The 23,372-nt window shown below is 59.7% G+C and carries 19 protein-coding genes; 14 read left to right on the plus strand and 5 right to left on the minus strand.

All coding sequences use genetic code 11. The features are described from left to right. Positions 1-13 precede the first annotated feature (13 nt). Positions 14-1,096, plus strand: a complete 1,083-nt coding sequence (locus tag NKJ08_RS13095) for a DUF4150 domain-containing protein (protein WP_352778903.1) — start codon at positions 14-16, stop codon at positions 1,094-1,096. A gap of 8 nt (positions 1,097-1,104) precedes the next feature. After that, positions 1,105-1,974, plus strand: coding sequence for a hypothetical protein (locus tag NKJ08_RS13100; RefSeq protein WP_352778900.1), 870 nt, complete (start codon positions 1,105-1,107; stop codon positions 1,972-1,974). Positions 1,975-2,002: 28 nt separating this feature from the next. On the opposite strand, the gene NKJ08_RS13105 is transcribed toward NKJ08_RS13100, so the two are convergent. The 3 genes from NKJ08_RS13105 to NKJ08_RS13115 are packed head-to-tail and all read right to left on the minus strand — an operon-like array spanning position 2,003 to position 5,852. Beyond that, complete coding sequence (locus tag NKJ08_RS13105; protein ID WP_352778898.1) at positions 2,003-3,043, minus strand: HEAT repeat domain-containing protein; 1,041 nt, start codon at positions 3,041-3,043, stop codon at positions 2,003-2,005. A gap of 44 nt (positions 3,044-3,087) precedes the next feature. After that, positions 3,088-3,516: a DUF6484 domain-containing protein gene (locus NKJ08_RS13110; protein WP_352778896.1), complete on the minus strand. Its 429-nt coding sequence runs from the start codon at positions 3,514-3,516 to the stop codon at positions 3,088-3,090. 8 nt (positions 3,517-3,524) lie between these two features. Continuing rightward, on the minus strand, positions 3,525-5,852 hold the full coding sequence (locus NKJ08_RS13115; RefSeq protein ID WP_352781956.1) for a type VI secretion system Vgr family protein: 2,328 nt from the start codon (positions 5,850-5,852) through the stop codon (positions 3,525-3,527). 294 nt (positions 5,853-6,146) lie between these two features. Here NKJ08_RS13115 and tagH point away from each other — a divergent pair, with 294 nt between their 5' ends. The 3 genes from tagH (at position 6,147) to tssM (ending at position 12,579) form a co-directional block, all read left to right on the plus strand. After that, on the plus strand, positions 6,147-7,190 hold the full coding sequence (gene tagH, locus NKJ08_RS13120) for a type VI secretion system-associated FHA domain protein TagH (RefSeq protein ID WP_352781957.1): 1,044 nt from the start codon (positions 6,147-6,149) through the stop codon (positions 7,188-7,190). 300 nt (positions 7,191-7,490) lie between these two features. Next, entirely contained in the window at positions 7,491-8,996 is a 1,506-nt protein-coding gene (tssL, locus tag NKJ08_RS13125) for a type VI secretion system protein TssL, long form (RefSeq protein WP_352781958.1), read from the plus strand. Between the two features lie 22 nt (positions 8,997-9,018). Next, the gene (tssM, locus tag NKJ08_RS13130; RefSeq protein WP_352781959.1) at positions 9,019-12,579 is read left to right on the plus strand and encodes a type VI secretion system membrane subunit TssM; all 3,561 of its coding nucleotides are present in this window, start codon (positions 9,019-9,021) and stop codon (positions 12,577-12,579) included. Positions 12,580-12,711: 132 nt separating this feature from the next. On the opposite strand, the gene NKJ08_RS13135 is transcribed toward tssM, so the two are convergent. Beyond that, positions 12,712-13,347 carry an RES family NAD+ phosphorylase gene (locus NKJ08_RS13135; RefSeq protein ID WP_352781965.1) on the minus strand — a complete coding sequence of 212 codons (636 nt, stop codon included), beginning with the start codon at positions 13,345-13,347 and terminating at the stop codon, positions 12,712-12,714. Positions 13,348-13,352: 5 nt separating this feature from the next. Further along, positions 13,353-13,958, minus strand: a complete 606-nt coding sequence (locus tag NKJ08_RS13140; protein ID WP_352781960.1) for a helix-turn-helix domain-containing protein — start codon at positions 13,956-13,958, stop codon at positions 13,353-13,355. A 261-nt stretch (positions 13,959-14,219) separates the two neighbouring features. On the opposite strand from NKJ08_RS13140, the gene NKJ08_RS13145 reads away from it, so the two are divergent. The 9 genes from NKJ08_RS13145 to NKJ08_RS13180 all read left to right on the plus strand — a co-directional run bounded on the left by NKJ08_RS13145 (position 14,220) and on the right by NKJ08_RS13180 (position 23,271). After that, the gene (locus NKJ08_RS13145; RefSeq protein ID WP_352781961.1) at positions 14,220-14,993 is read left to right on the plus strand and encodes a PP2C family protein-serine/threonine phosphatase; all 774 of its coding nucleotides are present in this window, start codon (positions 14,220-14,222) and stop codon (positions 14,991-14,993) included. Positions 14,994-14,998: 5 nt separating this feature from the next. Next, a complete protein-coding gene (locus tag NKJ08_RS39015; RefSeq protein WP_502906332.1) occupies positions 14,999-16,423 on the plus strand; it encodes a serine/threonine-protein kinase in 1,425 nt (474 codons plus the stop codon). Between the two features lie 436 nt (positions 16,424-16,859). Then, positions 16,860-17,825 carry a hypothetical protein gene (locus NKJ08_RS39020; RefSeq protein WP_502906333.1) on the plus strand — a complete coding sequence of 322 codons (966 nt, stop codon included), beginning with the start codon at positions 16,860-16,862 and terminating at the stop codon, positions 17,823-17,825. 108 nt (positions 17,826-17,933) lie between these two features. After that, on the plus strand, positions 17,934-18,344 hold the full coding sequence (locus NKJ08_RS13155) for a DUF1036 domain-containing protein (RefSeq protein WP_352530738.1): 411 nt from the start codon (positions 17,934-17,936) through the stop codon (positions 18,342-18,344). Further along, entirely contained in the window at positions 18,341-20,674 is a 2,334-nt protein-coding gene (locus NKJ08_RS13160; protein ID WP_352781962.1) for a M23 family metallopeptidase, read from the plus strand. Before NKJ08_RS13155 ends, NKJ08_RS13160 begins: the two co-directional genes overlap by 4 nt. A 409-nt stretch (positions 20,675-21,083) precedes the next feature. Beyond that, on the plus strand, positions 21,084-21,488 hold the full coding sequence (locus tag NKJ08_RS13165) for a tyrosine-type recombinase/integrase (protein ID WP_352780789.1): 405 nt from the start codon (positions 21,084-21,086) through the stop codon (positions 21,486-21,488). A 20-nt stretch (positions 21,489-21,508) separates the two neighbouring features. Beyond that, positions 21,509-21,679 (plus strand): hypothetical protein, encoded by a 171-nt coding sequence (locus tag NKJ08_RS13170; protein ID WP_352780787.1) that lies wholly within the window; start codon positions 21,509-21,511, stop codon positions 21,677-21,679. Positions 21,680-21,831: 152 nt separating this feature from the next. After that, on the plus strand, positions 21,832-22,875 hold the full coding sequence (locus NKJ08_RS13175) for an AAA family ATPase (RefSeq protein ID WP_352780785.1): 1,044 nt from the start codon (positions 21,832-21,834) through the stop codon (positions 22,873-22,875). Positions 22,876-23,118: 243 nt separating this feature from the next. Continuing rightward, positions 23,119-23,271, plus strand: coding sequence for a hypothetical protein (locus tag NKJ08_RS13180; RefSeq protein WP_352780782.1), 153 nt, complete (start codon positions 23,119-23,121; stop codon positions 23,269-23,271). Positions 23,272-23,372: the final 101 nt, after the last annotated feature.

Raw genomic sequence — 23,372 nt, forward strand, 5'->3', positions numbered from 1 at the left:
GGCGGGGCAACAGGTGACGAAAGACGTCTTCGCGGAAAAATGGGAAATTGCCGGCAAGAACGGCATGAACCAGTCCATCGCCCGGTTCCCAGATGTTTGCATGTCACCGCCCTCGCCGCCGGCGGGTCCAATTCCCGTTCCTTACCCCAACACGTCCTTTTCAAGTGACCTGAAGGAAGGCTCCGAAACCGTCTATATCGGAGGCAAGCCCGTCGCGCTGGCACAGAAATCTTACTACAAAACATCCCCGCTCGGAAACGAGGCCGCAACCCGCACGTTCGGGGCATCGGTCATTACGCACCAGATCACAGGAAAGACCTACTTCCAATCCTGGTGCATGAGCGTGAAATTCGAGGACAAGAACGTTTGTCGTCACATCGACCTGACAACGAGCAACCACGCATCACATGTTGGAGCCACACCGCCTCAGCCTTCAAGAGAGACGCAGAATTTTAAGCAAGCGAAGAAGGCAGTCGAGGCTGGTAAGTGCCCTTGCTGTGGTCTTAATCTCCACTCCTGGCAGAAAGACCCTGCAACCAACAAGGCCTACCCTGTGATGAAGGAAAACGACTTCTGGAAGAAGAAGGTCGCGAGTATCAAGCCAACTAAGGCCACCGAACAGGCCCATTTATCAGGCGTTCTTAAAAAGATGAATAGGCTGAAAGCGAAAAACAGGCGTCTGGCCAAAGAAGGAAAGCCCAGTTGTCCGAATGTGCACAAGGCAGACAATCAAGGTTGCGCCTTGTACTTTGACATTCCCAAAGGTGCGCGAATACCTTCTCTTGCAACCCCAGCCAAGCCGGCGGGTCCGACGCCCGCACAGGCTGCTTATGATGCATTCACGCCTCTTAAGAAAACCCAGGTCACAAGAGCATGGGAAAGAGTTACGAAACAAACAGTTCCGGCAGCCCCACCAGCAGGAAGCCCGCCAGGTACACCCAATCCGGGCAAACTCAATCACAAAACCCCGAGGATGGCGGGCGGCTGCAACAACAAAGGCAATGTCGTTCCGCAGCATTTCATGGACTACCCGGAATGCAATGAGATCGAAAACTTACAGAGTGAGCTCGAAAAAGTAAATGATCTTCTTCCGTAGGCGTACATATGGCTAAATACCCGAAAATTTCTGACTATGACTTCCAGGACCTGGCTGTTGGATTTCACATCAACAAGCTCGATCTTCAATCACTTGATTTGGCAGAACTTCTCTCCAGCAACAGGCTTTGGGAGAGAATTGCCGGCCAATTCCTCGCCTGTGAACGAGGAAGATTTACAGACCTCTCGAAACTCGGGCCGCTAATAAGGGAAAATCCCCTATACGTGGTTTGGCATGCCGCATCCACACTTTCTGGATATGCAGGAACAATTGAAATCGTTTTGGACGTTTTTAACTATATAGAAAACAAGGACTCCGATAATTACTTGTACTTTTTGGCGATGGCATTGGGTGCTACATCCAATATTAGGGCGATTGATCGTCTCTTGGACCTCCACAATAGAGCCTTAGATATCGAGCCGAGGCGCCAGATAGAACGTGAACTCTCCTATTTGCTCGAAGCAGATGACAACGCAATCATGGCTGGCGCCACTGAGGAGCTCGAGGATGGGGAGAGGATCAATCGCGAGGCATACTTTCCTCGCGTTGCAAGTTCGCGCGGCAACCTGATCCAAAAGATTGCGTCACCCGAAGTGCCCATCTTCGGGGGGGAAATACTTGATATTGTAAATATTGCAAAGAGCATGCTTGGTAGAATACGCTCGGGGATTGGTGACTTTCAATTGGGGCGGCTCTATCGCGAACGACTGCTCTTCGAAGCGACGACGGGCGTCAACTGCTCGGGTTTCTTCAATGAGGAGGCCGACCTGAATCCGCTTCAGGCCGCCGGCATTCTTGAGACGTTCCTCGAGAGCAATGACGTACACAAATTTGCATCAGGTCAGCGTTACTTTTTCGGCCATCCGATTGCGACCTGAAAACTCCAGCGGGTTGACCCTCCGTGCTCTACCGCGTGACCAGCAGGCCGGCTGCCCTGCCCCAGGCTTCGACCTTGTCCGCTAAAGGCACTTTCGCCATGCCGTCGACAAAGCATGCGAGAAAGGGCTTTCCGGCCTCTGTGGCGTCGATGGTGAAGAGATCGCCATCTTCCCTCGCCTCGGGAAACAGCTCGAGAAACGCGGCGCCGGCAGCAATTGCCAGCTGCGGCTCGCGCATGCGATCAACCAGCCAATTCAATACTCTGCGGTCGCCCAGCATTCCGATGCCGCGCACCGCAAGCGGTGCCGTCACGGGGGCAGTCATCATTCGGCCCATCCATGCACGAACTTCCTTTTCGGGGCCTGCCTTCACAACGGCGCGCATAGCAACTAGCGCATTTACTCCAGCAGTAGGCACAGCCTTCTTGAGGTTGTCGCGTGCGGCATCGCCGGAGCCAAGTTCCGTCAGAGCCCAAGCCGCCCACAAACGCACGAATTCGTCGCGATCGACAAGTCGATCGAAGAGCTCGCGTGCGAGGTCCGTCCGTTTCAGCGTGCCGGCCAATCGTGCGCTCGTGGCACGAACCTTGGCATCTGAATCACGAACCAATCGTACAAGAATGTGCTTAGGATCCACGCTATGTTCCTGGCAAGCCGAAACGGCCAGCAGGCGTTTGAAGGCATCGCCGCTGCCTATCCATTCGCGCACAAAGGGAGCAATCGTCATTGCATCATGCCAGGCGAGAGCTCCCAACAGGCCAGGCGTACTGTCTGGAGCGAGACGTCCAAATTCGACCACCTGGCCGACACGCCCGTGGTCCATCAGCTCGAGCGCAGCCCAGCCCAAGGCAAACAGCTCGCCCTTTTCAGAGAAGTCTTCATATTGCTTCAGCAAAAACGGCCAGGCACTCGCACTTGCGATTCGCAATCCGTCTAAGTTGATTGCCAGACGCTGACCTACGCTGTCGATAGCTTTTGGGTCCGGGGGATCACTTGCCAACAAATTGTCACGCTGCGCCCAGAGGAATGCAGCCCGCTCCGCATGCTGGCGAACGATATCCGTTGCCACACGTCTCTTGGGCCACGCCCTGGTGCGATGCTCGGAGGCGGACATTAATTCAGATTGATCGAGCCGCCGCGAATGTTGTTAGCACCGCTGGCATGGCTGACGACGTAAGTCCCCCGAATGACAATATGACCGTCGCTGTCCATGATGATGCTTGCTTTGCCGCATCGAAGCTCGATTCGTTTCTGGGCTTTCACCCGAACATATTCACCATCGCTCAGGACCTGCGTAAAGGCAGCTGCTTTGCGCGCGGGGTCGACGATACGCCCCATGATCAAAGGACGCAGCAGATTGCCATCCTCGAACAGAAGAGCCACTTCGGACCCGACCATATCCAGGGTCAGCTCAACGAGAGCGCGCGCCGAAAGCGCCTGCTCTTGCGGATTGCCGGGAAAAACGACAAGTGGGCCATCGTCACCGTAGCCGAGAAAAACACCAATCACGACGCCGTCGATGCTCTGCTTCACCTTGCTCATAGCTAACCTCAATTTTGATTAATGCTCGAGCCCTTCATGACGATGTCACCCGAGGCTTTGGTGTTGATCTTGCCGGACGCCTTCGTGAAGATGTCCTTGCCGTCGATGGTAATGGTTCCATCTTTTTTCATGACAATCTTGGCGCTGCCGCATTTAAAGGTGATTGAATCCGCTGCCTCGAGCGTAAATTCCTTCCCGATATTGACGACGCCGCTTTCCTTCACGTCCGTCAAGCTTCCCTTGGCGACTTTCAGTATGTACCCGCCGCCGACGTCAGTGCTGTCATTGGACTTGATGTTCGAGATGCGCGAGGCCCCTACGTCGATTGCCTGTGAGGCGGCTATTGCGATGGTCTGTCCGGCACCGATGCTTACGCTCTGATCGGCGGCAATGGTCCAAGTGTCGGAGGCCCCGATACTGTGACTTTGAGCGGAGCCAACAGTCACCGACCTTGTCGCGCCGATTGTATTCACCTGCGGACCGCCGACGCTTCGCGTCTCGGCCGCCCCGACCGTATCGACGCGAGCAGCACCCACCGTGATGGTCTGCACAATCCCTACTGTCTGCGAATGATTGGCGTCGATATTCTCTGTCGAGTTCGACACTACATGGATGGTTTCGTTGGCCTCGACTGTCAGCGAACGGTTCACGCCCACCGTCTCGGTGTCGTTCGAGCCGATATTCGTTGTCTGGTCGACGCCGACCTTGACCGTCTTGTTGTTGCCGACGTCCTCGTCGAGGTTGTGGCCGACGGAGTGCTTGGCGTCGTGATCGATGCGGTCCGACTGGTCATGCTGTACCAGCTTGTTGCGGTCGTGCTTGATCAGAAGGTGGTGGTCCTTCTGCGCTTGGAAATTGACCAGCTCGGAGCCGGCCTTGTCCTCGAACATCAGCTCGTTGTAGCCGCCGCCGCCTTTCGATGAATCGGATTTCCAGCCGGATTGCGTGGCATTGCCGGGCAGTCCGTAGGGCGGCATCTGCGCGGCGTTGTAGACCCTGCCGGTAATGATCGGCAGGTCAGGATCACCTTCGATAAAGTCGACGATGACCTCCTGCCCGATGCGGGGTATCTGGATAAAACCCCAGCCGCTGCCGGCCCAGGTCTGCGAAACCCGCACGAAGCAGGAACTGTTCTGGTCCTTCTTGCCCAGCCGATCCCAATGGAACTGCACTTTCACCCGTGCATATTTGTCGGTGAATATCTCCTCGCCGGATGGGCCGACCACCGTCGCCGTCTGCGGGCCGCGCATGATCGGCCGTGTCGTGACCCGCGGCGGACGATAGGGCAAGGCAGTCGGTGCCACGCCGAGGATCACCTTGAAATTCTCGCTTTCGACGTCGGCATGGGCTCTGTAGCCCGGATCGAACAGCCTGTATTCGGCGCTGACCACCAGATATTCCTGATTCTGGTCTTCTCTTGGGAAACCGTCCAGCTTGAACGTGCAGCCCGAATACAGGCCGCGCACCGTGCCGACTGCGGCGATGCGCTGGTGCACGGCCTGGATTTCCTCGCGCCGGATCGCCGCTAAACTATCACCACGTCCCACCTCAAGATGCGCACCGGGCTGGCGATAGTTCTCACCCGCTGCGAATTTGTGACCAAAGGGCTGGGCCGACTTGGCCATCAGGTCGGCGCCCGGCTTTTTGAAATCATAATCGGTATGGACGTAGGCGCCGGGCCGCACCGAACTGCCCGGGATCCATTCGGTGATATATTCGACATCGCGCCGGGAGCCCTGCCCTTCAAAGTGGTAGGGCACTTTCTCATAACCTGGCGCCGGCTTCAGCTTGCTCATCGCATCGGCGAGCACAAGCGTGTGCTTGCCCTCGCCATGCTCGAAGAAATACAGGATGCCCTCGTGCTCGAGCAGCCGCTGCACGAAATCGAGATCGGTCTCGTCATATTGCACGCAGTATTCGCGCGATGAATAGGAGCCTTGCAGGCGCTTCTCGAATTTTGCCGTGCTGTATTTCGAAAACACTTCTTCGACGATTTCGACAACGCTCATGTTTTGAAAAATACGGCAATCGGTCGTGTTGCCGAGAAACCAGAGCCATGGTCTGGCGACCGCTTCGTAATAGGCCAATCGGTCCTCGATCCGGGTAAGTCTGAACTCGGACACAAGGCCGCTGAACCAACGTTTCGGATCGGATTCACCTTCGATCGAGACAGCCCCACCCAGCATCTTCAGCGGATCGATGTCGTGGTCGGTGCTTACGAACCCAACCGTATAGGCGAAACAACGGCTTATCTCATCGCGCCCGACAAGATGCGTGAAGGTCAACAGCTCGGCGCCAAGCGGCGTCTGCACAACCGTGGCACGTTCATTCGGCATTGGTCGTGCCCCTCCTGGACCCGGCCGCCAGTGGATTTGAAGGTCCTGCTATATTAACGACATCAGGTTCAGGAACTCAAAGCCCACACCAATTCTCGCTGGGTTGCTAGTCCGTGTTGAGCGTACCACATGTTGTTGCGCCGGCCCAAGAGCCCATGCAGAGCTGGGCGAATCTGCAAGATCCGGGGTTCGCCCGCTGCCTTGCGCCAAAGTGATGCGAATTTGGATTAGCCACGCTAAAAACATGGAGTATCGTGCCGACAAGGCCGCCAGCGATCACACAGGCGATTTCGCATGTTAATCAGTCTGCAGATCAGCAATGTCGATGCCCTGCCCGCTGGCGTGTCGCCCGGCTACAGATCGCGTGATCGCAGCTTCAAAATCGGGCGCGAAAATTGCGACTGGATCTTACCCGACCCTGACAAGTTCATCTCCGGCCGGCATTGCCAGATCCGATACGAGGCAGGCGCGTTTTGGCTTCACGATATCTCGCGCAATGGCACTTTCATTAACGGATCGAGCCAACGCATCACCGGTCCGCACCGGCTGGACCACGGCGACAGGCTCCTGGTCGGCCGCTACGTCATCTCTGTATCGATTGACGAGCGCGCCACGCCAACTCATCCGCAAGGCAACCAAGGTTCGACGCAACGACACATGCCCGTCGTGGTCGATCGGCAGCTTGACTCTGGAGGCGAGCCTTTCTTGGGTTCGGCAGAGCGATGGCTCGGGCAACAAGCACCGTCGCTGCCCGCGTCCGTTCCTTCGACGAGAGACGAGGTGCTGCGGGAAATCGCGATTGGAGCGGGTATTTCCCCGGAACTGCTGCAGTCGCGGGACCCGCACGAAGTTGCGGCCGAAATCGGCTCGGTCCTTCGGGTCGTGGTCGAGCAACTGGCCTTGCTGCTGAAGGCACGTGCGGCTGCAAAGACATTGGCCAAGAGCCCACACCGAACAATGATAAGCTCGGCCGACAACAACCCCCTGAAGTTCGTGCCGGGAATCGACGACATACTCGAAATCATGTTTGCACGGCGCAGAGCCGGCTATCTCAATGCCAGGAACAGTATCGAAGACGCGTTCCGCGATCTCAAGACGCACGAATTTGCGACTTATGCCGCCATGCAAGCTGCGCTGTCGCGACTGCTTGACGACCTGTCGCCGGAAGCGATCGGCAAAAAGCTCCCGCCGTCATCGTTTACCTCCAAGAAAAGTCAGGCATGGGACGCCTTTGTCACGACATGGCGGACGATGGAGGAGGGCCACGAAAACGGTATGCTGGACATATTCCTGGCTCATTTCAGCGAGGCCTATGCCAAAGCCGACAAGCAAAAATAAAACAATCCAAGGGACCGCGGCGCTGCAGCTGACCAAGAAAAAATCGTTGGCGTGCCGCATCATGTTCCAATCGGCAATATCTGAGACTACGATCACCTACGACAGTTCGCCAAGCGGGTAAGCCTGATTGACCTGGGGGTCGCGGCAAATGTCATGTTACGGCGGCATAGCATCCTGTAGGCAGGCTTCGTCCGGAGCACACTCTCGCCGGCAGGCCCCTTGCTTGCCCGGTCCGGCCAGGAAACGTCTGGCGCCTCTCACCCACAGATGCCGACACCGCATGGCGACGGAACCCGGACGATGAGCTCGAAGGACGGTCCTTTCGGCCCAGCGGGCAAGACTGTCATTCGCGCCAATCCCCGGCGCGCGCAGACTCCAGGCCTAACCCCAAAGGAGCCCACTGCGGACAGTGTCAGTCCCTCGCAAGTCAAGGACTCGACGGTTTTCGATCCCGGTATCGGCCGCCATGCGCCGCCGGGCTGGACATCCGGAACCGTTCTTTATCAAGGAGCACCATCCGGTGCTGCGGCGAAGACCGGGGCGGTCGCATCAAGGCCGGCGATCCAGCAGGAGATCCTTCTCGAGGCCGCGGACGGCGTCAAATATTCTGCGGCAAATCCGATACTCGCCGCGTCAGCACCGCTGCTCATGCTGTTCGGCCAACTCAGGCTTATCTCCGTCGAAAGGCAAGCAGAGCCATTGGCGGAACATATCGCCGAGGCGCTGGAGAGGTTCGACCGGACACTGGAAAAGTCAGGCGTTGCCGAAGAGGACGCACGCATCGCAAAATTCGCTCTTTGCGAAACCGCCGACGATCTTATCGGCAACCTGCCCTGGGCCGGCAAAGACGCCTGGGCGCAGCACAGCATGCTATTACAGTTCTTTCACGTTGAGCCGACTGGCGCGGGCTTCTTCGAAGCACTGAACAAGGTATTGGCCAATCCGGAGCCGCACTACGATCTGCTCGAGCTGATGCATGTCTGCCTGTCCCTGGGATTTGAGGGCCAGTATCGGGGCCTGGCGCGCGAAGACACCAGTCTTGAACGTGTCCGGGGCGATGTCTATGAGACGCTCCGCTACTTCAGGGCCCGCGCCGGAGAGGACATCTCACCGCGCTGGCAAGGCATGGCGGCGACGATGGTGCCGTCTTCGGCCCGCCTGCCGCTCTGGGTCGTTGCGGCAACGGCGTCGGCCCTGCTGACGGCGGCGTTCTTCACGTTGCGGGTCTTCATGACGGACGAGGGCGATGCTGCCGCCAGCCAATTGCTGGCGCTCAACCCATCGACGCCGCTGACCATCGAGCGCGCCAGCGTGGCGCCGCTTGCCGAACCGGCGAAAGTCGTCCCGCCGGCCGCAACCACGCAGATCGATCGCATCCGTTCGGCGCTGGTCACGCAAATCGAGCGCGGCGGGCTGACCATCGGCACTAAGGGCGACTTCATCGTGGTGGAGATCAACAATCTCGTGTTGTTCCAGCCTGGCAAGGCCGAAGTGAAGCCTGAGTTTCAGCCACTAGCCGCAGAGATCGCCGCAGCCCTGGAGCGCGAGCCCGGGCCAATCAGGATCGTCGGCCACACGGACAATGTGAAGCCACGGAAATCGAGCCCGTTCAAATCCAACTTCGACCTTTCCGTCGCCCGGGCGAAGGCCGTTGAAACAATGATCGCCCCGAAATTCAGCAATCCCTCGCGAATAACCACCGACGGCAAGGGCGAAGACGAGCCAATTGCCGACAACGCGACGCCCGAAGGCCGCGCCAAGAACCGCCGTGTCGACGTGATGATCCCCAAGGAGGAAACGTTGTGAACACCGCCGGTCGGAAACGCCCATGACGCGCTGGCTGCTGCGGATATTCAGCACGGTCGCGTTGGCCGGTTTCGCGGCCGCGGTCTGGTTTGCCGGACCTTTGATCCGCTTCGCCGATACCCGGCCTCTGGGATCCGTCTGGCTGCGCGCCACAATCATCGGCACGATCGTAGCGATGGCGGCCCTCTTTTACGGAGTGCGCTTTTGGCAGAGGAGAAAGGCCCAAAAAGCGCTCGAGACGGTCGTCGCTCGCGCCGACGGCAGCAATGACGATTCGCCGGTGCTCGAGGCGCGCATGAATGAGGCCATCGCATCGTTGAAGCGGTCGAGCGGCAAGCGCAATTTCCTCTACGATATCCCCTGGTACGTCATCATTGGTCCGCCTGGCGCAGGCAAGACGACGGCACTGGTCAATTCGGGCCTGAATTTTCCGCTTGCCGGTTCGGGAAACGCCCAGCCGGTGGCCGGTGTCGGCGGCACCCGCTCCTGCGACTGGTGGTTCACCGAAGAGGCAGTGCTGATCGATACGGCAGGACGCTACACGACGCAGGATTCCAATGCCGGAAGCGACAGCAAGAGCTGGCTCGCCTTCTTGTCCCTGCTTAAGAAATACCGCGCCAGGCACCCGATAAACGGGGTCATCCTGGCCATCAGCCTTGTCGACCTCATCAGTCTCGACGACCAGCAGCTCGACGCCCACGTCCTGGAAATACGCAGTCGCCTGAGGGAAATCTACGAAACGCTGAAAATCCAGTTTCCGGTGTACCTGCTTTTCACCAAGGCTGATCTTGTTTCCGGCTTCATGGATTATTTCGGCGGTTTCGACGAGCCGCGCAGGCGCAAGGTCTGGGGCGCGACATTCCAGACCACAGACCGCAACAAGAATATGGCTGGTGAGGCTCCGGCCGAATTCGATGCACTGGCAAAACGTTTGGCGGAAGAGATGGCTGACCGCCTGCAGGAGGAGGCTGATCCGGTCGCGCGGATATCGATCTTTGGCTTCCCGGCGCAGTTTGGCGCGATGAGGGGCCGAATTGCCAGTTTCGTCACCAGCCTGTTCGATCCGGTCCGCAGCCAGGTGAATGTCAGCCTGCGTGGGTTCTATTTTTCGTCAGGCACCCAAGAGGGAACCCCGATTGATCAGCTGCTGGGCGCAATCGGCCGCAGTTTCGGCAACAATTCCCGCGACCATCTGTCAGGAACCGGCAAGAGCTTTTTTTTGCATGATCTTCTGACTAAGGTCATTTTCGCCGAATCCGGATGGGTTTCGTACGACAGGTCGGCTGAGCGACGGGCGGCCGCCATCAGATATGGCGGCTTTGGCATCATAGCCTTGCTCACCGCGGCAGCGCTTGGCACCCTCGGCTTGAGCTTTACGGCCAACCGCTCGCTGATCGCCTCTACGATGCAGGCCACGAGCCAGTATCGCGAGACGACGGACGCCCTGCTCAAAAGCACCACGGTCACCGATGTTGACCTCGAAAATGTCATTGGGCCGCTCGATCATCTGCGCAACCTGCCGGCCGGCTTCGAAAGCAGTGACTTACCGACGCCGATTGAGGAAACGTTCGGCCTAAGCCAGCGGGAAAGGCTTCTTTCAGCATCCAAAACGGCTTACCGGCAAGCACTGGAACGAATGTTCCGATCGCGTCTGCTGATTCAGGCTGAGCGGACAGTCCAAGCGACGATGGCTGACCCGGCCAAGCTCTATGAACCGCTGAAGATTTATTTGATGCTCGGCGGCAAGGCACCCAAGGTCGATGACGCCTTGATCATTTCCTGGATGAAGCAGGATTGGGAGCAGCACCGGTATCCGGGCGAGAGCAACCGCGAAGGACGCGCGCAGCTCGAAAAGCACCTGCGCGCCATGCTTGCGTTGGACGACGCCTATGATCCGGTTTTCGAACTCAACCAGCCACTTGTCGAAGCGGCCCAACGCTCACTCGGGCGCATGAGCCTTGCCGATCGTGCGTCCGCATTGATCAAGTCGGCGGTGTACGCGGCTGCGCTGGACGATTTTGCTGTTTCCCTCAAAGGTGGGCCGGAAGCGCAGCTTGTGTTGGAGCGCGTCGATGGCGGCGATCTGTCGAAACTTCGTGTTCCCGGTCTCTACACCTATGCCGGCTTCAACAAGTTCTATCTTGGACAACTTTGGCACATTGCGCAGATGCTCGTCGACGATCAGTGGGTTCTGGGCGGTGGCGGCGAGCATGGCAGTATCGATCAGGATTTGCTCAAGCTCGGCCCCGAACTTCTCGATGGCTACGGCAAGGAGTTTGCAGCCGCGTGGAACAGCGTTCTCGACGGGTTGAAATTCAAAGCAATGCTGAACGACGAGCCGCACTATGTCGCGCTTTCCGCCGTCGCCTCACCAACCTCGCCGATCGAACAGCTTTTTGCGGCGATCGCCAACGAAACAGCTCTGACGCGCGACCCGGTGTCAGGCAGAGACTCGGACGCCGGGGCAGAAGGCATCGCCCAGAGCCCGTCCCAGGATGTTGCGCACATGGCCAAGGGCCTGGCTCGCATCGGCATTCACATCGGCACCGCAAAATCGCAAAGCCGCGCCGGTACGGGGTCGGCGAGCTCACAAAGCCAGAGTCCCGGGGCAAACATCGAAGCGCAGTTCAGGTCGTTCCAGGCCCTGGTGAGCGGTCCTGTCGGACACCGTCCGATCGATGCATTGACCCAGAATTTTCGTGATATCTACCAGAGCCTGCAACTGGCGACGGAGGTCCCTTTACAGACGGAACGCGTCAACACAAACCTGCAGCTGCAGATAGCCACCCTTCGCGCCAATGTATCGCGTCTGCCCAAGCAACTCGGCAGAATGGTCAATGCAACGGCAGACGAGTTTGAGGGCAACGCGGCCGAAATTTCGGTGGCGAATTTGAACCAGATGCTCGACCAAGCCGTCACACAGCCCTGCGAGGAGGCGGTCAACGGCCGCTATCCTTTCGCCAGCGACGCCACGGAGGATATTGCGATGGCGGATTTTGCAAAGTTGTTCGCTCCGGGCGGCCTGATGGACCGGTTCTTCGCACAAAATCTCGCATCGTTGATCGACATGAGCGGCCAGGACTGGAGCTGGAAACAGGATGCGCGCTTCGGGCGCGACCTCTCGAAGCCAACGCTGAAAGACTTCCAGCTGGCTGCGGAAATCCGCGGCGCATTTTTTCCCTCGGGCGGGTCAGTGCCCTCGGTCGACCTAACCTTTACCCCGTTCTCGCTGCACGGCGATGCAGATGCTGCGGTGCTCGATGTCGATGGCCAGATCGTCCAGAGCAAGCAGGCGGGTAATGCGCCAAGCACTGTGTCCTGGCCGAACGGCACGGCCGCGGGATCTGCCAGTCTGAGACTGACCCCGGAAATGCCGGGCCGCGAATCCGCCATCAAGCTCGAAGGGCCGTGGTCGCTGAAACGGTTGCTGGACAAGGCCACGATCACCACCAAGGACAGCACTGTTGAAGCCCGCTTCGTAATCGGCGGACGTGACGTGGCCTACACGATTCAGGCCGGTTCCGGTCCCACTCCCTTCTTCCTTCCGGCACTTTCGGCATTTAGCTGTCCGAAGGCGTTTTGAGATTGGTAGCGGCTCAAAGTCCAAAGCGCCTGGTTTGTGCGCATGCCCAGACCGTCCGCCAGCAATCCAGACAAGCAACCGCCGCGCCAGGCCCCCGACAAGCGTGTGTCGCTGGCAGCGCTAGCTGATGCCCTATCTGGTGGGTAGCGAAACGGATTTTCCATAACTGTCGAGCACCGCTGCAACTTCGTCGAACATGCTCGACAAGGATCGGGTTTCCTGCGGCAGAAGTTGAAAGTCAGGTCTCTCAAAGAGAGCGAGGCAGATCTCGCTGGAATCGTGTCGCGATTGGTAGGCCAATCCGTCCGGCTGATCTCGATGACGCCACAGCGCGTCAGACCAAAGTCCGCAAGACTCATAAGGCCCGGTCGAAATCGCGTTGTCCGTGCCCACGGCTTGAAGTCCCGGTCCATACAAACGCACAACCTGCAACGGCCGGTCCGAGACCAACCCCGATGCGGAGCGCTCCAGTATATCTGCCATGCTGACCATGAGGCGTTGCGGATTGCGGAGCAGTGTTTCGGCCAGCGCGCCGCGAAGCGTCAGCCCGGCATAAATGACTCCGAACCACCCGCCCGCGCTGTCAAAACGACTGGCCGGCGGCACGCCTCGTCCCGGGCCGAAAAAAATCGGGTCGAGCCAAGTTCGGTGAATACGGTGCAACACCTGACCGGCTTCTATTTCATCAATAGGAAGCGAGATATCGTCAAGCCAATCGGGAGGAGCAGGCGCCACACCTAGTGGACCTCGGCGTGCTGCCCGCTCCATGGAAATCACGCAATCCCATCCGCAGCCTCACTGCGCAAAACGCGCAGCACTGAATCTCGATCGCCGGCCCTCAACGCCTCAAGTGGCGTGCGCCCTCCAAGCACCGAGTCTGGGGCGAGCAAGAAGTCCAGCGCCATCCACGGTCCGGCTGAAGTGTAGGCCCGCACAACGTCCGCGATGCCGGCGACCACATCTGTTTCGTCAAATTGACAAGCAGGATATCGCCAGTCGCTTCCCTCCCGAACGGCAAGCAACGACCCGGCCCGCCGGCGCTTGTCCACTGCCTGTCGCGAAATGCCGAGCAGCCGTCCAGCATCCTCGGCCGACAAGGTGCCACCCGCACGCTCGATCAGAATCTTGCGGTGTTCGACGTTCCTTGCAAGGGCGGGAACGAGTGGGTCGAGTTCTATGACAGCTGACCCGATGACGTCAGACTGGCTGAGAAGCCGGGCGAGCGAACCGGCATCGGTCGGGGCTGACAAAGCGTCAGAGAGAACCTTCGAAGAGGCAGTGGCTGCTATGCGCTCCAGCGCTGACGTGGCGCGTCGAAGAAACATCGCCTGAAGGCTATCAGACCGGAGAACACTTGTGTTTGGCGCTGTCCGAGCCATGATGACCTCAATGGTTTACATGAGGAACATATAGATACGGTACTGCCTAAGTCAACCAGCGCGGCGCCGCGATATCCGGGGAGATCGCAGTAGGGGCAGCTGACAGCCGCGTCGCGTCGTGAAACCATTTCTCGGGCTTTTCCTTGCAGTGACGCGCTCCAGAAATTTCGATACTTTAATATTGCAGCCTGTGGCAAAGTGGCGCCGCGAGCGCCTGAGAGTGCGCTGCAGAGGACGCTTCGAGAAGCGTTTGGTGGCAAGGTGAGCGATGTCGCCCTTTCCTTTGAAAGTTTCGGCGTGAGCCACAATGGCTGTGTCCGTGAGCACAATGAAGACAACTATCTAGTCGAGCCACGAACCGGCCTGTGGGTGGTGGCCGACGGAATGGGTGGACATGAAGCCGGAGAGGTCGCTTCAGCCAGCATTGTCGATCATCTGGCCACGATCGGCATTGCCAGTTCCGCCCCGGATCTTCGTGCGCGCTTCGAGGACAGGCTGAGCCGCGCCAACGCCGAGATCCGCAAGATCTCCGAATCCCGCGGCATAACCATCGGCTCCACTGTTGCCGCCCTGTTGGCGATGGATGGGCGATTTGCCTGCCTGTGGGCGGGCGATAGCCGGGTTTATCTGGTCCGTAATGCCTCGATCTCGCAGATCTCGAGGGACCACACCGAAGTTCAGGAACTTCTCGATCGCGGCATGATCAGCGCAGCCGAGGCGCTCACCTGGCCGCGCCGCAATGTCATCACGCATGCAGTAGGCGTCAGCGACGAAATCGTCATCGATTTCCAGCAAGGCGAAATCATGCCGGGAGACATCTTTGTGTTGTGCACAGATGGGCTGACGGCGCATTTGACCGACGCCGAGATCGGAGCCGCGGTGGTGTCCGCGACGCCTCAGGCGGCTTGCGAAAATCTGCTGCAAATGGTGCTGGCGCGGGGCGGAACAGACAATGTCACCATTGTGCTGGTGAAGTTCGCAAACGGGCACAACGGACAATCTCCCCACCCTGATCTGTCCAGAGCGGAGGGTTGAGGCTGATGAGCGCCGACGACAAGACGCGAATATCGCCGCAGCTGGCCAACACCGCCGTCGGCACGCAACTCAGCGGCATCTACGAACTTGACGAGCGGATCGCATTCGGTGGCATGGGCGAGGTCTACCGTGGCCACAACATCCAGACTGGCGACCACGTCGCGATCAAGATCGTCCTGCCGGAATTTGCCCGCGACCCGACGATCTTGTCCTTGTTCCGCAAGGAAGCGTCAATCCTCAATCACCTGTCGCATGATGCGGTCGTGCGATACCACGTCTTCACCATCGATCCCGGGATCGGCCGTCCCTACCTTGCCATGGAATTTGTCGACGGCGAGTCGCTGTACGACATCATGCGACGTGGCCCGATGCCGACTGAAGAGGTACGCAAGCTCTGCCATCGCCTCACTTCGGGTCTGAGCGCCGTGCATCAAGCGGGAGCAATTCACCGCGACCTCTCCCCCGATAACATCATCTTGCCAGGGGGTAGAGTCGACCGCGCCAAGATCATCGATTTCGGTATTGCGCGATCGGCGACCGTCGGTGGGGAGACCCTGATCGGCGGAAAATTCGCGGGAAAGTACAACTACGTTTCGCCCGAACAGTTGGGGCTGTACAGCGGCGATGTCAGCGAGCAATCCGACATCTACAGCCTGGGGCTGGTGCTGGTTGCCGCTCTGCGCGGGAAGCCGATCGATATGAGCGGATCCCAATTCGAGATCATCGAAAAGCGCCGGACCGTGCCCGACCTGTCCGACATCGACGACGATTTTCGTGGCATTGTTGAAGCCATGCTGCAGCCGGATCCGCGAGACCGCCCGGCGAGCATGGCGGAAATCGCCAGAATGACGCGTGACGAGGACGAAGGGACAACGCCACCAACGTTCATGCCGACCCGCGATCGGCCGGGTTTGCCACGAGCGGGGCAAACCCTTGCGCCTGAGCCCAAGGCGCAGCCTTCCTATGATTTGGGGCGTGACGCGCCTGTGACGGGGTCCGGTGGGCAGCGCTTCGTCCCGCATGTCCGGCCCGCGCTGCTGTCCGAACCGCGGCCTTCAGCAGTCGCCAGCCCGGCCCCCCCCGGGGGCCCGGGGGGGGCCGGCCAAAACACCAAAAACCCCACCGGGCGGGTTGGGGCGGGGGCGCCCGGCTGCGCCCCGGTCGCCCGCGCCGGGGGGCCTGGCCCCCGGGCGGCATCCCCCCTCCCCCCCCCCCCGCCGGGGGGGCGGGGGCGCCGGGCCCGGAAAATCCACAAAGACCCGAACCATCGCGATTTCTGCCTTCGCGACGTTGGCTCTCGCCGCCGTTGCCGGCCTCTATGTCAGCGGTTTTATGACGCCTACCACGCCGACCGCCGGCACGACATCGCTGTCCGCCCCAGAACCATCAGAGCCCGCACCAGAGGCATCAAAGCCGGTCGCGACGGATAATGTTGCGAACGCCCCTAGGCCGCCAGAGGTAGTTCCACCCGCGCAGCCGCAAACGCAGACCACCGCATCGTCAACTGAAAATCAGGCAGAGGCGGCTGCGGCTCAAAAACCGCAGCCGCCAGAGTCGCCCAAGATGCTCCCACAAAACGGGGAAGCCCCGAAGCCATCAGCTAGCGCAGCGCTGCCGCCGGCCGAAAACGCACCGCCGGCAATTCAGCCCGATACCGCTGCCAACGCCGGCCCGAAGACGCTTCCGCCGCCTGACAAGCTCGTTCCAGCCCCAACACCAGCCGAAAAAACGTCAACGCCGGCAGCGCCCCAGCCCGACGTCGCGGAGAGCCAAAAGCTGCAGCCTGCAGAGCCCGCCAAGATCCCCCTGCAAGCCAGGGAAACACCGAAATCGCCAGCAAGCGCGGCACAACCGCCGGCCGAAAAAATGTCGCCGGCAGTTCAGCCCGACATCGCGGCCGGCGACAGCCCGAAGACGCCTCCGCCGCTTGGCAAGATCGCTCCAATCGCTCCACCAGCCGAAAAAGCTTTAACGCCGCCACCCCGCCAGCCCGACGTTGCGGTGAGCCAAAAGCCTGAACGACAGGCCAGCCAGCCGGCGAAGGCGAAATCGGCTACGCCCGTTTCCGAACCGGCTGCAGGCCAAGCAGATGCGACGGGCGCAAAGGGGCAGCAGGCCGACCAGCCGGCTGCCAAACAGCCAGGCCAGGCCACGGTCGCCTTGAACGTGCCCAAGCCGGAAGTTCCTCCGGTCATCGACGACATGGCGCAACGGGTCTCGTGGGTTCGCGACTTCAGCGGCGGCGACTGTTTCTATGCGGCCGTCACGTCGATAACCGACAAGACGGCGGCCATCGAAGGATTTGGAACGGCGGTTCAGCCATTCGAACAGATGCTGACTGATTTCCAGGCAAAGTTCCACGTTGAGCCGGACATAAGCGTGCGCCTCATCGAGCCAACCCAGTGCGAAGTCACCAACTTCCTGCGCTTTCTGGGCCAGACTGCGGTCGACAAGCCGCAGCTGGTTCTCGATCGAACATCGGTGCCGAACGGTACGCCGATCAGCGGCACGCTGGTGACGCATGGCGGGCTCATTTCCAGCGTGCTGCTGATCGACCACAAAGGCATGATGTTCAACCTCGACGACCGCATGGTCGTACAGTCAGACAAGGCTACCTTCAGCATCCCGATCGGCCTCGGCGCGGCCGACAGGGCTGCAGGCAAGGCCGTGCCGCAGATCATCATGGTGATCACCGGCCCCCAGGATATTCAGGCGGCTGCGTTCTCCACGCCGGTGCCTGCCTCGCAGCTGTTGCCCAAAATTCTCGAAGAAATCGAGACCAACGGATCACAGTTCTCGGCCAGTGCCAAATATTTCCGGCTCGGCGGGTAGCATGGGCGTGCAATGGAACTCTGCCGCTCGCGTTTGCCCCGCTCGTCTGCCGGCCTGCCCGTAAAGCAGCGTGATCGGGCTCGCGCCTTGCTTGCTTTGAGAGGCGGCATGAGGCTTGCGGTGGTTTCGGCCGCGGCACTGCTGGCCGTGCTCTCATGCAACGAAGCGCGCGCCGAATTCACGGTCTGCAATCAGACGCTCGACGTCGTCAACCTCGCCGTCGGTCAGACAATCGACAATGCCGACCAGACCGATGGCTGGTGGACCATCGGCGCAAATCAGTGCGTGAACGTCATTCGCGAGGAACTGACGAACCGCTACATCTACATCTATGCCACCGACGTTTTTGGCCACGCGATCCTGACCGGGTCGACCGAAATGTGCATCGAGCGGCGACGTTTCTCGATACGCGGCATCGAGGAGTGCTGGCAGCGCGGCCATATCGCGGCGCGATTTGTTGAAGTCGATACGCTTGAACAGGTGCGGTGGACGTTTTTCCTGACCGGAAGCAGTCCGTGACGCACGCGATCGACACCAGCTTCAAGGCGAAAAAGCAGGCGCGCGCCGCCCTTCGCCGGCGCACACTTTGGCGCCGGCTTATCGCCGGCTTCGCCTTGATTTTCCTGTGTTCGATCGCCGTCGGCTTCTACCTCACCGCGGACTATTGGTCGTTTGGCGACGAAGACGAGGAGTTGCACGCGGTGGAAGGAGCGGATGATGTGCCGGCCGATGCATCTGTCTATGTGCCTGCCATTATCGGTCTAGCGGGGGACCCTATGTGGATCACGCTCGCACCCGATACCGGCGCAGCAACGAAAGGCCGCGTGATTCCGCGTCCGGCAGAACTCGACCCGGCAGGGGTTTCGCCACAGATCGAGATCCTGTCCGACGTCATGCTTAGCGCCAGCGAAAAATTCATGACGACGATACCGTCGACGCAGGAGGATTTTGCATTTTTCCAAGCGCAACGAAAGACCGCGCCCGCGCCCTCCAGCGATCTGCAGAACGACCTTGAGCCATCTCCTGCCGCGGGTGAGCTCGCGCCGGCTTCGGATCAACAGGCAGGTACGGACGATCCCGAAGCCGGCTGGGGTGAAACAATCGATGCAGGCGATGCAGCCCTTCCCGCATTCCAGAAGACCCAGATCGAAAACAACACCAGCGTCGCAACTGTCATGAATGAGTATCAGCGGTTCGAGGCCACCGAAGACACTTTCGTGAAGATCCTCAACAATCGCAGTTTGGACAGCGTTGCGCTCGATGCGCATTTCTCCGCCGACGACGCCAGGCTGGCAGGCGAGGCCCTGAAGGCGGTCTTCAGCCGGGACGGCCTGGAACCGGGTTATGTCGTCGCCCTGCGTGGATACCGGCCGAACCGCGAGACGACAACTATATCCCTCATGCAGGTGTCGATCTACGCCAAGAACGTTTTCGTCGGCACGCTGACGCGCAATGCCGCAGGCGTGTTCGTCTCGGGGGTTGATCCTTGGGTACGCGAAGATCTGTTCAACTACTCGGGTGCGCCGGAGGAAGGCGCACACAAAAGGCAATATCGTCTGCTCGACGCGATCTACTCGACAGCGGCACGCAACAGCGTTCCGACCGGCGTGATCGGCGAAGCGATCATGTATCTGTCGAGAGGACAGGATCTGGACGCTTTCGCAAGCGAGGACCAGCGTCTTGTGCTGATCTATTCGCAGACGCCGCGCGGCAAGGACGAAGGCGCCGGGCGGGTGCTGTATGTGGGTGTCCAGGGGACGACGAAAAGCCTCGACTGTTTCGTCTTCCAGCAGGGCGATGGTCAGTTTGCATGCGTCACAGGCGACGACCAGGTTCGTTCGCTGACGGTCACCAACGGCATGCTCACGCCAGTCAACGGGGTCTTGACGTCCACCTTCGGGCCTCGCAAACATCCAATTCTCGGGACCGTTCGCATTCACAAGGGCGTCGACTGGGCGGCGCCCGTAGGCACGCCGATCGCAGCGGCCTTTGATGGCGAAATTACCTTCCAGGGCGACGGAGGCGGCTACGGCAATCTGGTCAAGATTTCGCACGGAAACGGGCGCGAGACGCGCTACGCTCATATGCAGAAATTCGCAATCGAGGGCGGCGTCGGCACCAAGGTGAAGGCTGGCGACATCATTGGCTATATCGGCACCACCGGCCTTTCGACCGGACCGCATTTGCATTTCGAACTCTACCAGAATGGCGCGGCGATCGACCCACTGGGCACGGTGACCGCGGTCGCTTCGGATCTTTCCGCCGTGGAAACGCTCACCGACCGTATCGTCCATGTCGAAAGTGGCGGCAGCGCCCGTGCCAAGAACCCAAATTCTTCAGCGACAGGCGCCGGCCAATTCATCACAAAGACCTGGATCCGGATGATGAACACTTACCGCCCCGAACTTGCACGCACACTCTCGACCGCCGACCTGCTCGCCCTGCGATACGACGCCACGATCTCGCGCGAGATGGTTCGCAATCTGGCGCGAGAAGGCGAAGCCTATCTTCGGACGCGCGGCCACCAGATCACAGCCGGCCGGCTCTATCTCTGCCATTTTCTCGGCATGGAGGGCGCGCATCAGGTGCTGTCGGCATCGGGTTCGGCGCAATTGAGCGCCGTGCTCGGGTCAGCCGTCATACAGGCCAATCCCTTTCTGACCGGCAAGACAGCCAGCTATGTCGTGGACTGGGCCGAAAGGAAGATGGGTCGAAAGCTAAGCCCAGCCACAACCACGGCGGGCCAGCAGACGACGACCACCACGGAGGTCCGGCAGACATCGCCCGAGTTCGCGAAGTACAAACAGGCGATCACGGCGATGCTGAGCTCTGTTCAGAATGCGCTTTGAGCCTGTGCATGGCCCCGGCAAATCGTAACCGGCTTTCGGTACACGCACACAACTGGGTTTCCGTCCAACGAGTGCTAGACTTCGACCTTGTTAGCAGAGGTTTTTCTGCTCTGCGCGCTATCGAACCGTGGCCAAGATCACATACGCCACGGCCATTTTCGGGTAGAAGCGACCTGTCGCTGACAAGACATAACATGTGCAAATAGAGTTCACTGCGACGTCTCCAACTTGCCGCCTCGAAGGAGGCCCTGTAGCTCACGGCGGCGGGTCCTGCCTTTCCTTCCGCCGCTCTGGCACACGGTCGCTGGCAAAACCTTGACGGCCTTAGAAGCAGGAGTGCCCGCAAAGCTCATTGAAGTCGGAGCTTGGCGCGCTTTCGGCACCAGCCTCGACACCTCGAACGAGTGGCATGACCGCAAGCGAAGGAGCGACATCCTCCCAACTGAGCCTCAGAGAAGGTGTGCTTCTCGGCGCACCACCCCGGCTTCGGCTTACTATCCTGACGGCCGTCCGCACCGACGAGGCCAGAAGCGCGACATGGGATGAGTTCGATCTGGACGCAGCGCTGTGGACGATACCTGCAGCGCGGACGAAGACTAGCAAGGAACTTCGCGTGCCACTGGCCGAGCCTGTCGTTGCGTTGTTGCGTGCAGCCATCCGGCATCCATGGAATACCCGCCTCGGGCGCATCTCTTCAAAAACCACCGCCGAACCAACGGCGGCCACTCCTTTAGGGAACAACCACTTTGAGCATCCTATGATGCAAGACCCGAGCCGCCAGACTGCGGGAACGTCATCGCGCGCGTCGACGTAGCGCTCAACGATGATGTGAGGATGTTCAATCTGAAACTCTCTCGGCGGCCAGACGGGGGCCACAGCCTGTTTGCGCCGAACGCCCTCGGCGGCCGCGTCGTCACTTTCTCACGCCCACTTGTTGCCGAAATCGCCAGCGCCGCTATCGCCGCGCTCATGGAGCCGACGCCGCATGACCGCACCGCAGCCTGAGGCGGCAGAGTTCGACCTGGAAAAGCGCTCGAGAGTGGCAGTCCGACCGCGGTGGCACTCACGTAGTCGATCCCGACGGCGCTGCTTGTGTTTACAATTTTGTAAGCACGATCGGGCATCTCTGAAATTTTTCAACCCGTTGGTTGAAGGGTGTGCAGCAGTCCATCCGATACAGCCTAGAAGACGGCGAACCATTAGCTGCCAACGACAACGATCCACTTCCCTTCATCAACCCTGTAGACTGGCAAGGCATGCCGGTCCCGACTCGGGAATGGTTTCTGGACGGGCTGATACCGCGTCGCCAGATAACGATTCTTAACGGCGATGGTAGCGTCGGAAGGTCCCTCTTGGCACTACAGATTGCGGCGGCGAGCGCGATGGGGTGCGAAACGGTTGGGCTTCGGCCGATGACCAGTCGAGTGATGTACTTAGGCGCTGAGGACGAAAGTGACGAATTCCACCGCCGACTAGCCGCCATAACGTACGAACATCAGCGCAGCCTGTCAGACATGTCGGATTTTCGCCTTCTCCCCATGGCCGGCCGCGACGCTTTGCTTGCCGTTCCGAACAAGGCTAGCGTAATGCAGCCGACCGAAAACATGGTCAAGCTGGTGGAGGGACTTATCGAATTCCGCCCCGGCTTTTTAGTGTTGGACACGTCAGCGGACCTCTTTGGGGGCGATGAGATAAAGCGCAATCACGTCCGCCAGTTCATCGGCATGCTCCGCAAGCCGGCCATCGAATTGGACATGGCCGTCCTTTTGCTCTCCCACCCGTCGGTCGCGGGTATGCAGACCGGCACTGGCTCGTCCGGTAGCACCGCCTGGAATAATAGCGCCCGATCGCGGCTGTACCTCACCACGGCAAGCGGAGACGGGGCAGACCCAGATGTTCGTATCCTTACCACCATGAAGGCCAACTACGGCAAGAAGGGCGGAGAGATACGCATGCGCTGGCAAGAAGGTGTGTTCGCGTTGGATGACGGCAAGCCGTCCGCTGTTGCCGGTATTATAAGCAGACGCGCTGACGAGACGTTCAAGAAGCTGCTGTCAACGTTCAATCGAACTGGCCAGACCGTTTCCGACCTCACTGGCACAAATCATGCGCCTGCGAAGATGGCCAAGCACACCGATGCCGGCGGGGTATCAAAACGCCAATTTGCTCGACGCGACGCAGCGCCTTTTGGAATCGGATGAAATCAAGATTGTTATGGACGGCCCGCCTTCTCGACAGAGAAAGCGGCTCATCTTGGCATCTGAAAATTACGGTGCGGCATGATTCCACCGCGGCCTTCCACCGGACTACTCCCGCCACACCATCGCCTTCAACCGACCTAGCCACCACCACCCCTTATACCCCGCTGGCGGTGGAAGCACCTACCGCCGGTGGAATCCGGCGGGCACTTCGACACACCAAAACAAGAAACGAGGAGAACACGAATGGAAATTGAAATGATACCGCTCAGCAATCCGATCGACGCGCTTCATCCTGACAACGGTAAGAGTGTAAAAATCGTCGGCACCGACGGCTCCTGCGCCTTCGGGCCGAAGTTAATTGTAAGCGCCACGCCGCTCCCCTCGTGCGGGGCATGAGGTGACTGTGCGAAGAATCCCCCCGATCGCGAGAGACGGAGGGCCTACGTGGGAGCAGACGGCAAAATGGACGTCGATTTGGACGTCCCAACAGCTGGCTA

The sequence above is a fragment of the Mesorhizobium sp. M0244 genome (assembly GCF_040321795.1).
Classification (GTDB): domain Bacteria; phylum Pseudomonadota; class Alphaproteobacteria; order Rhizobiales; family Rhizobiaceae; genus Mesorhizobium.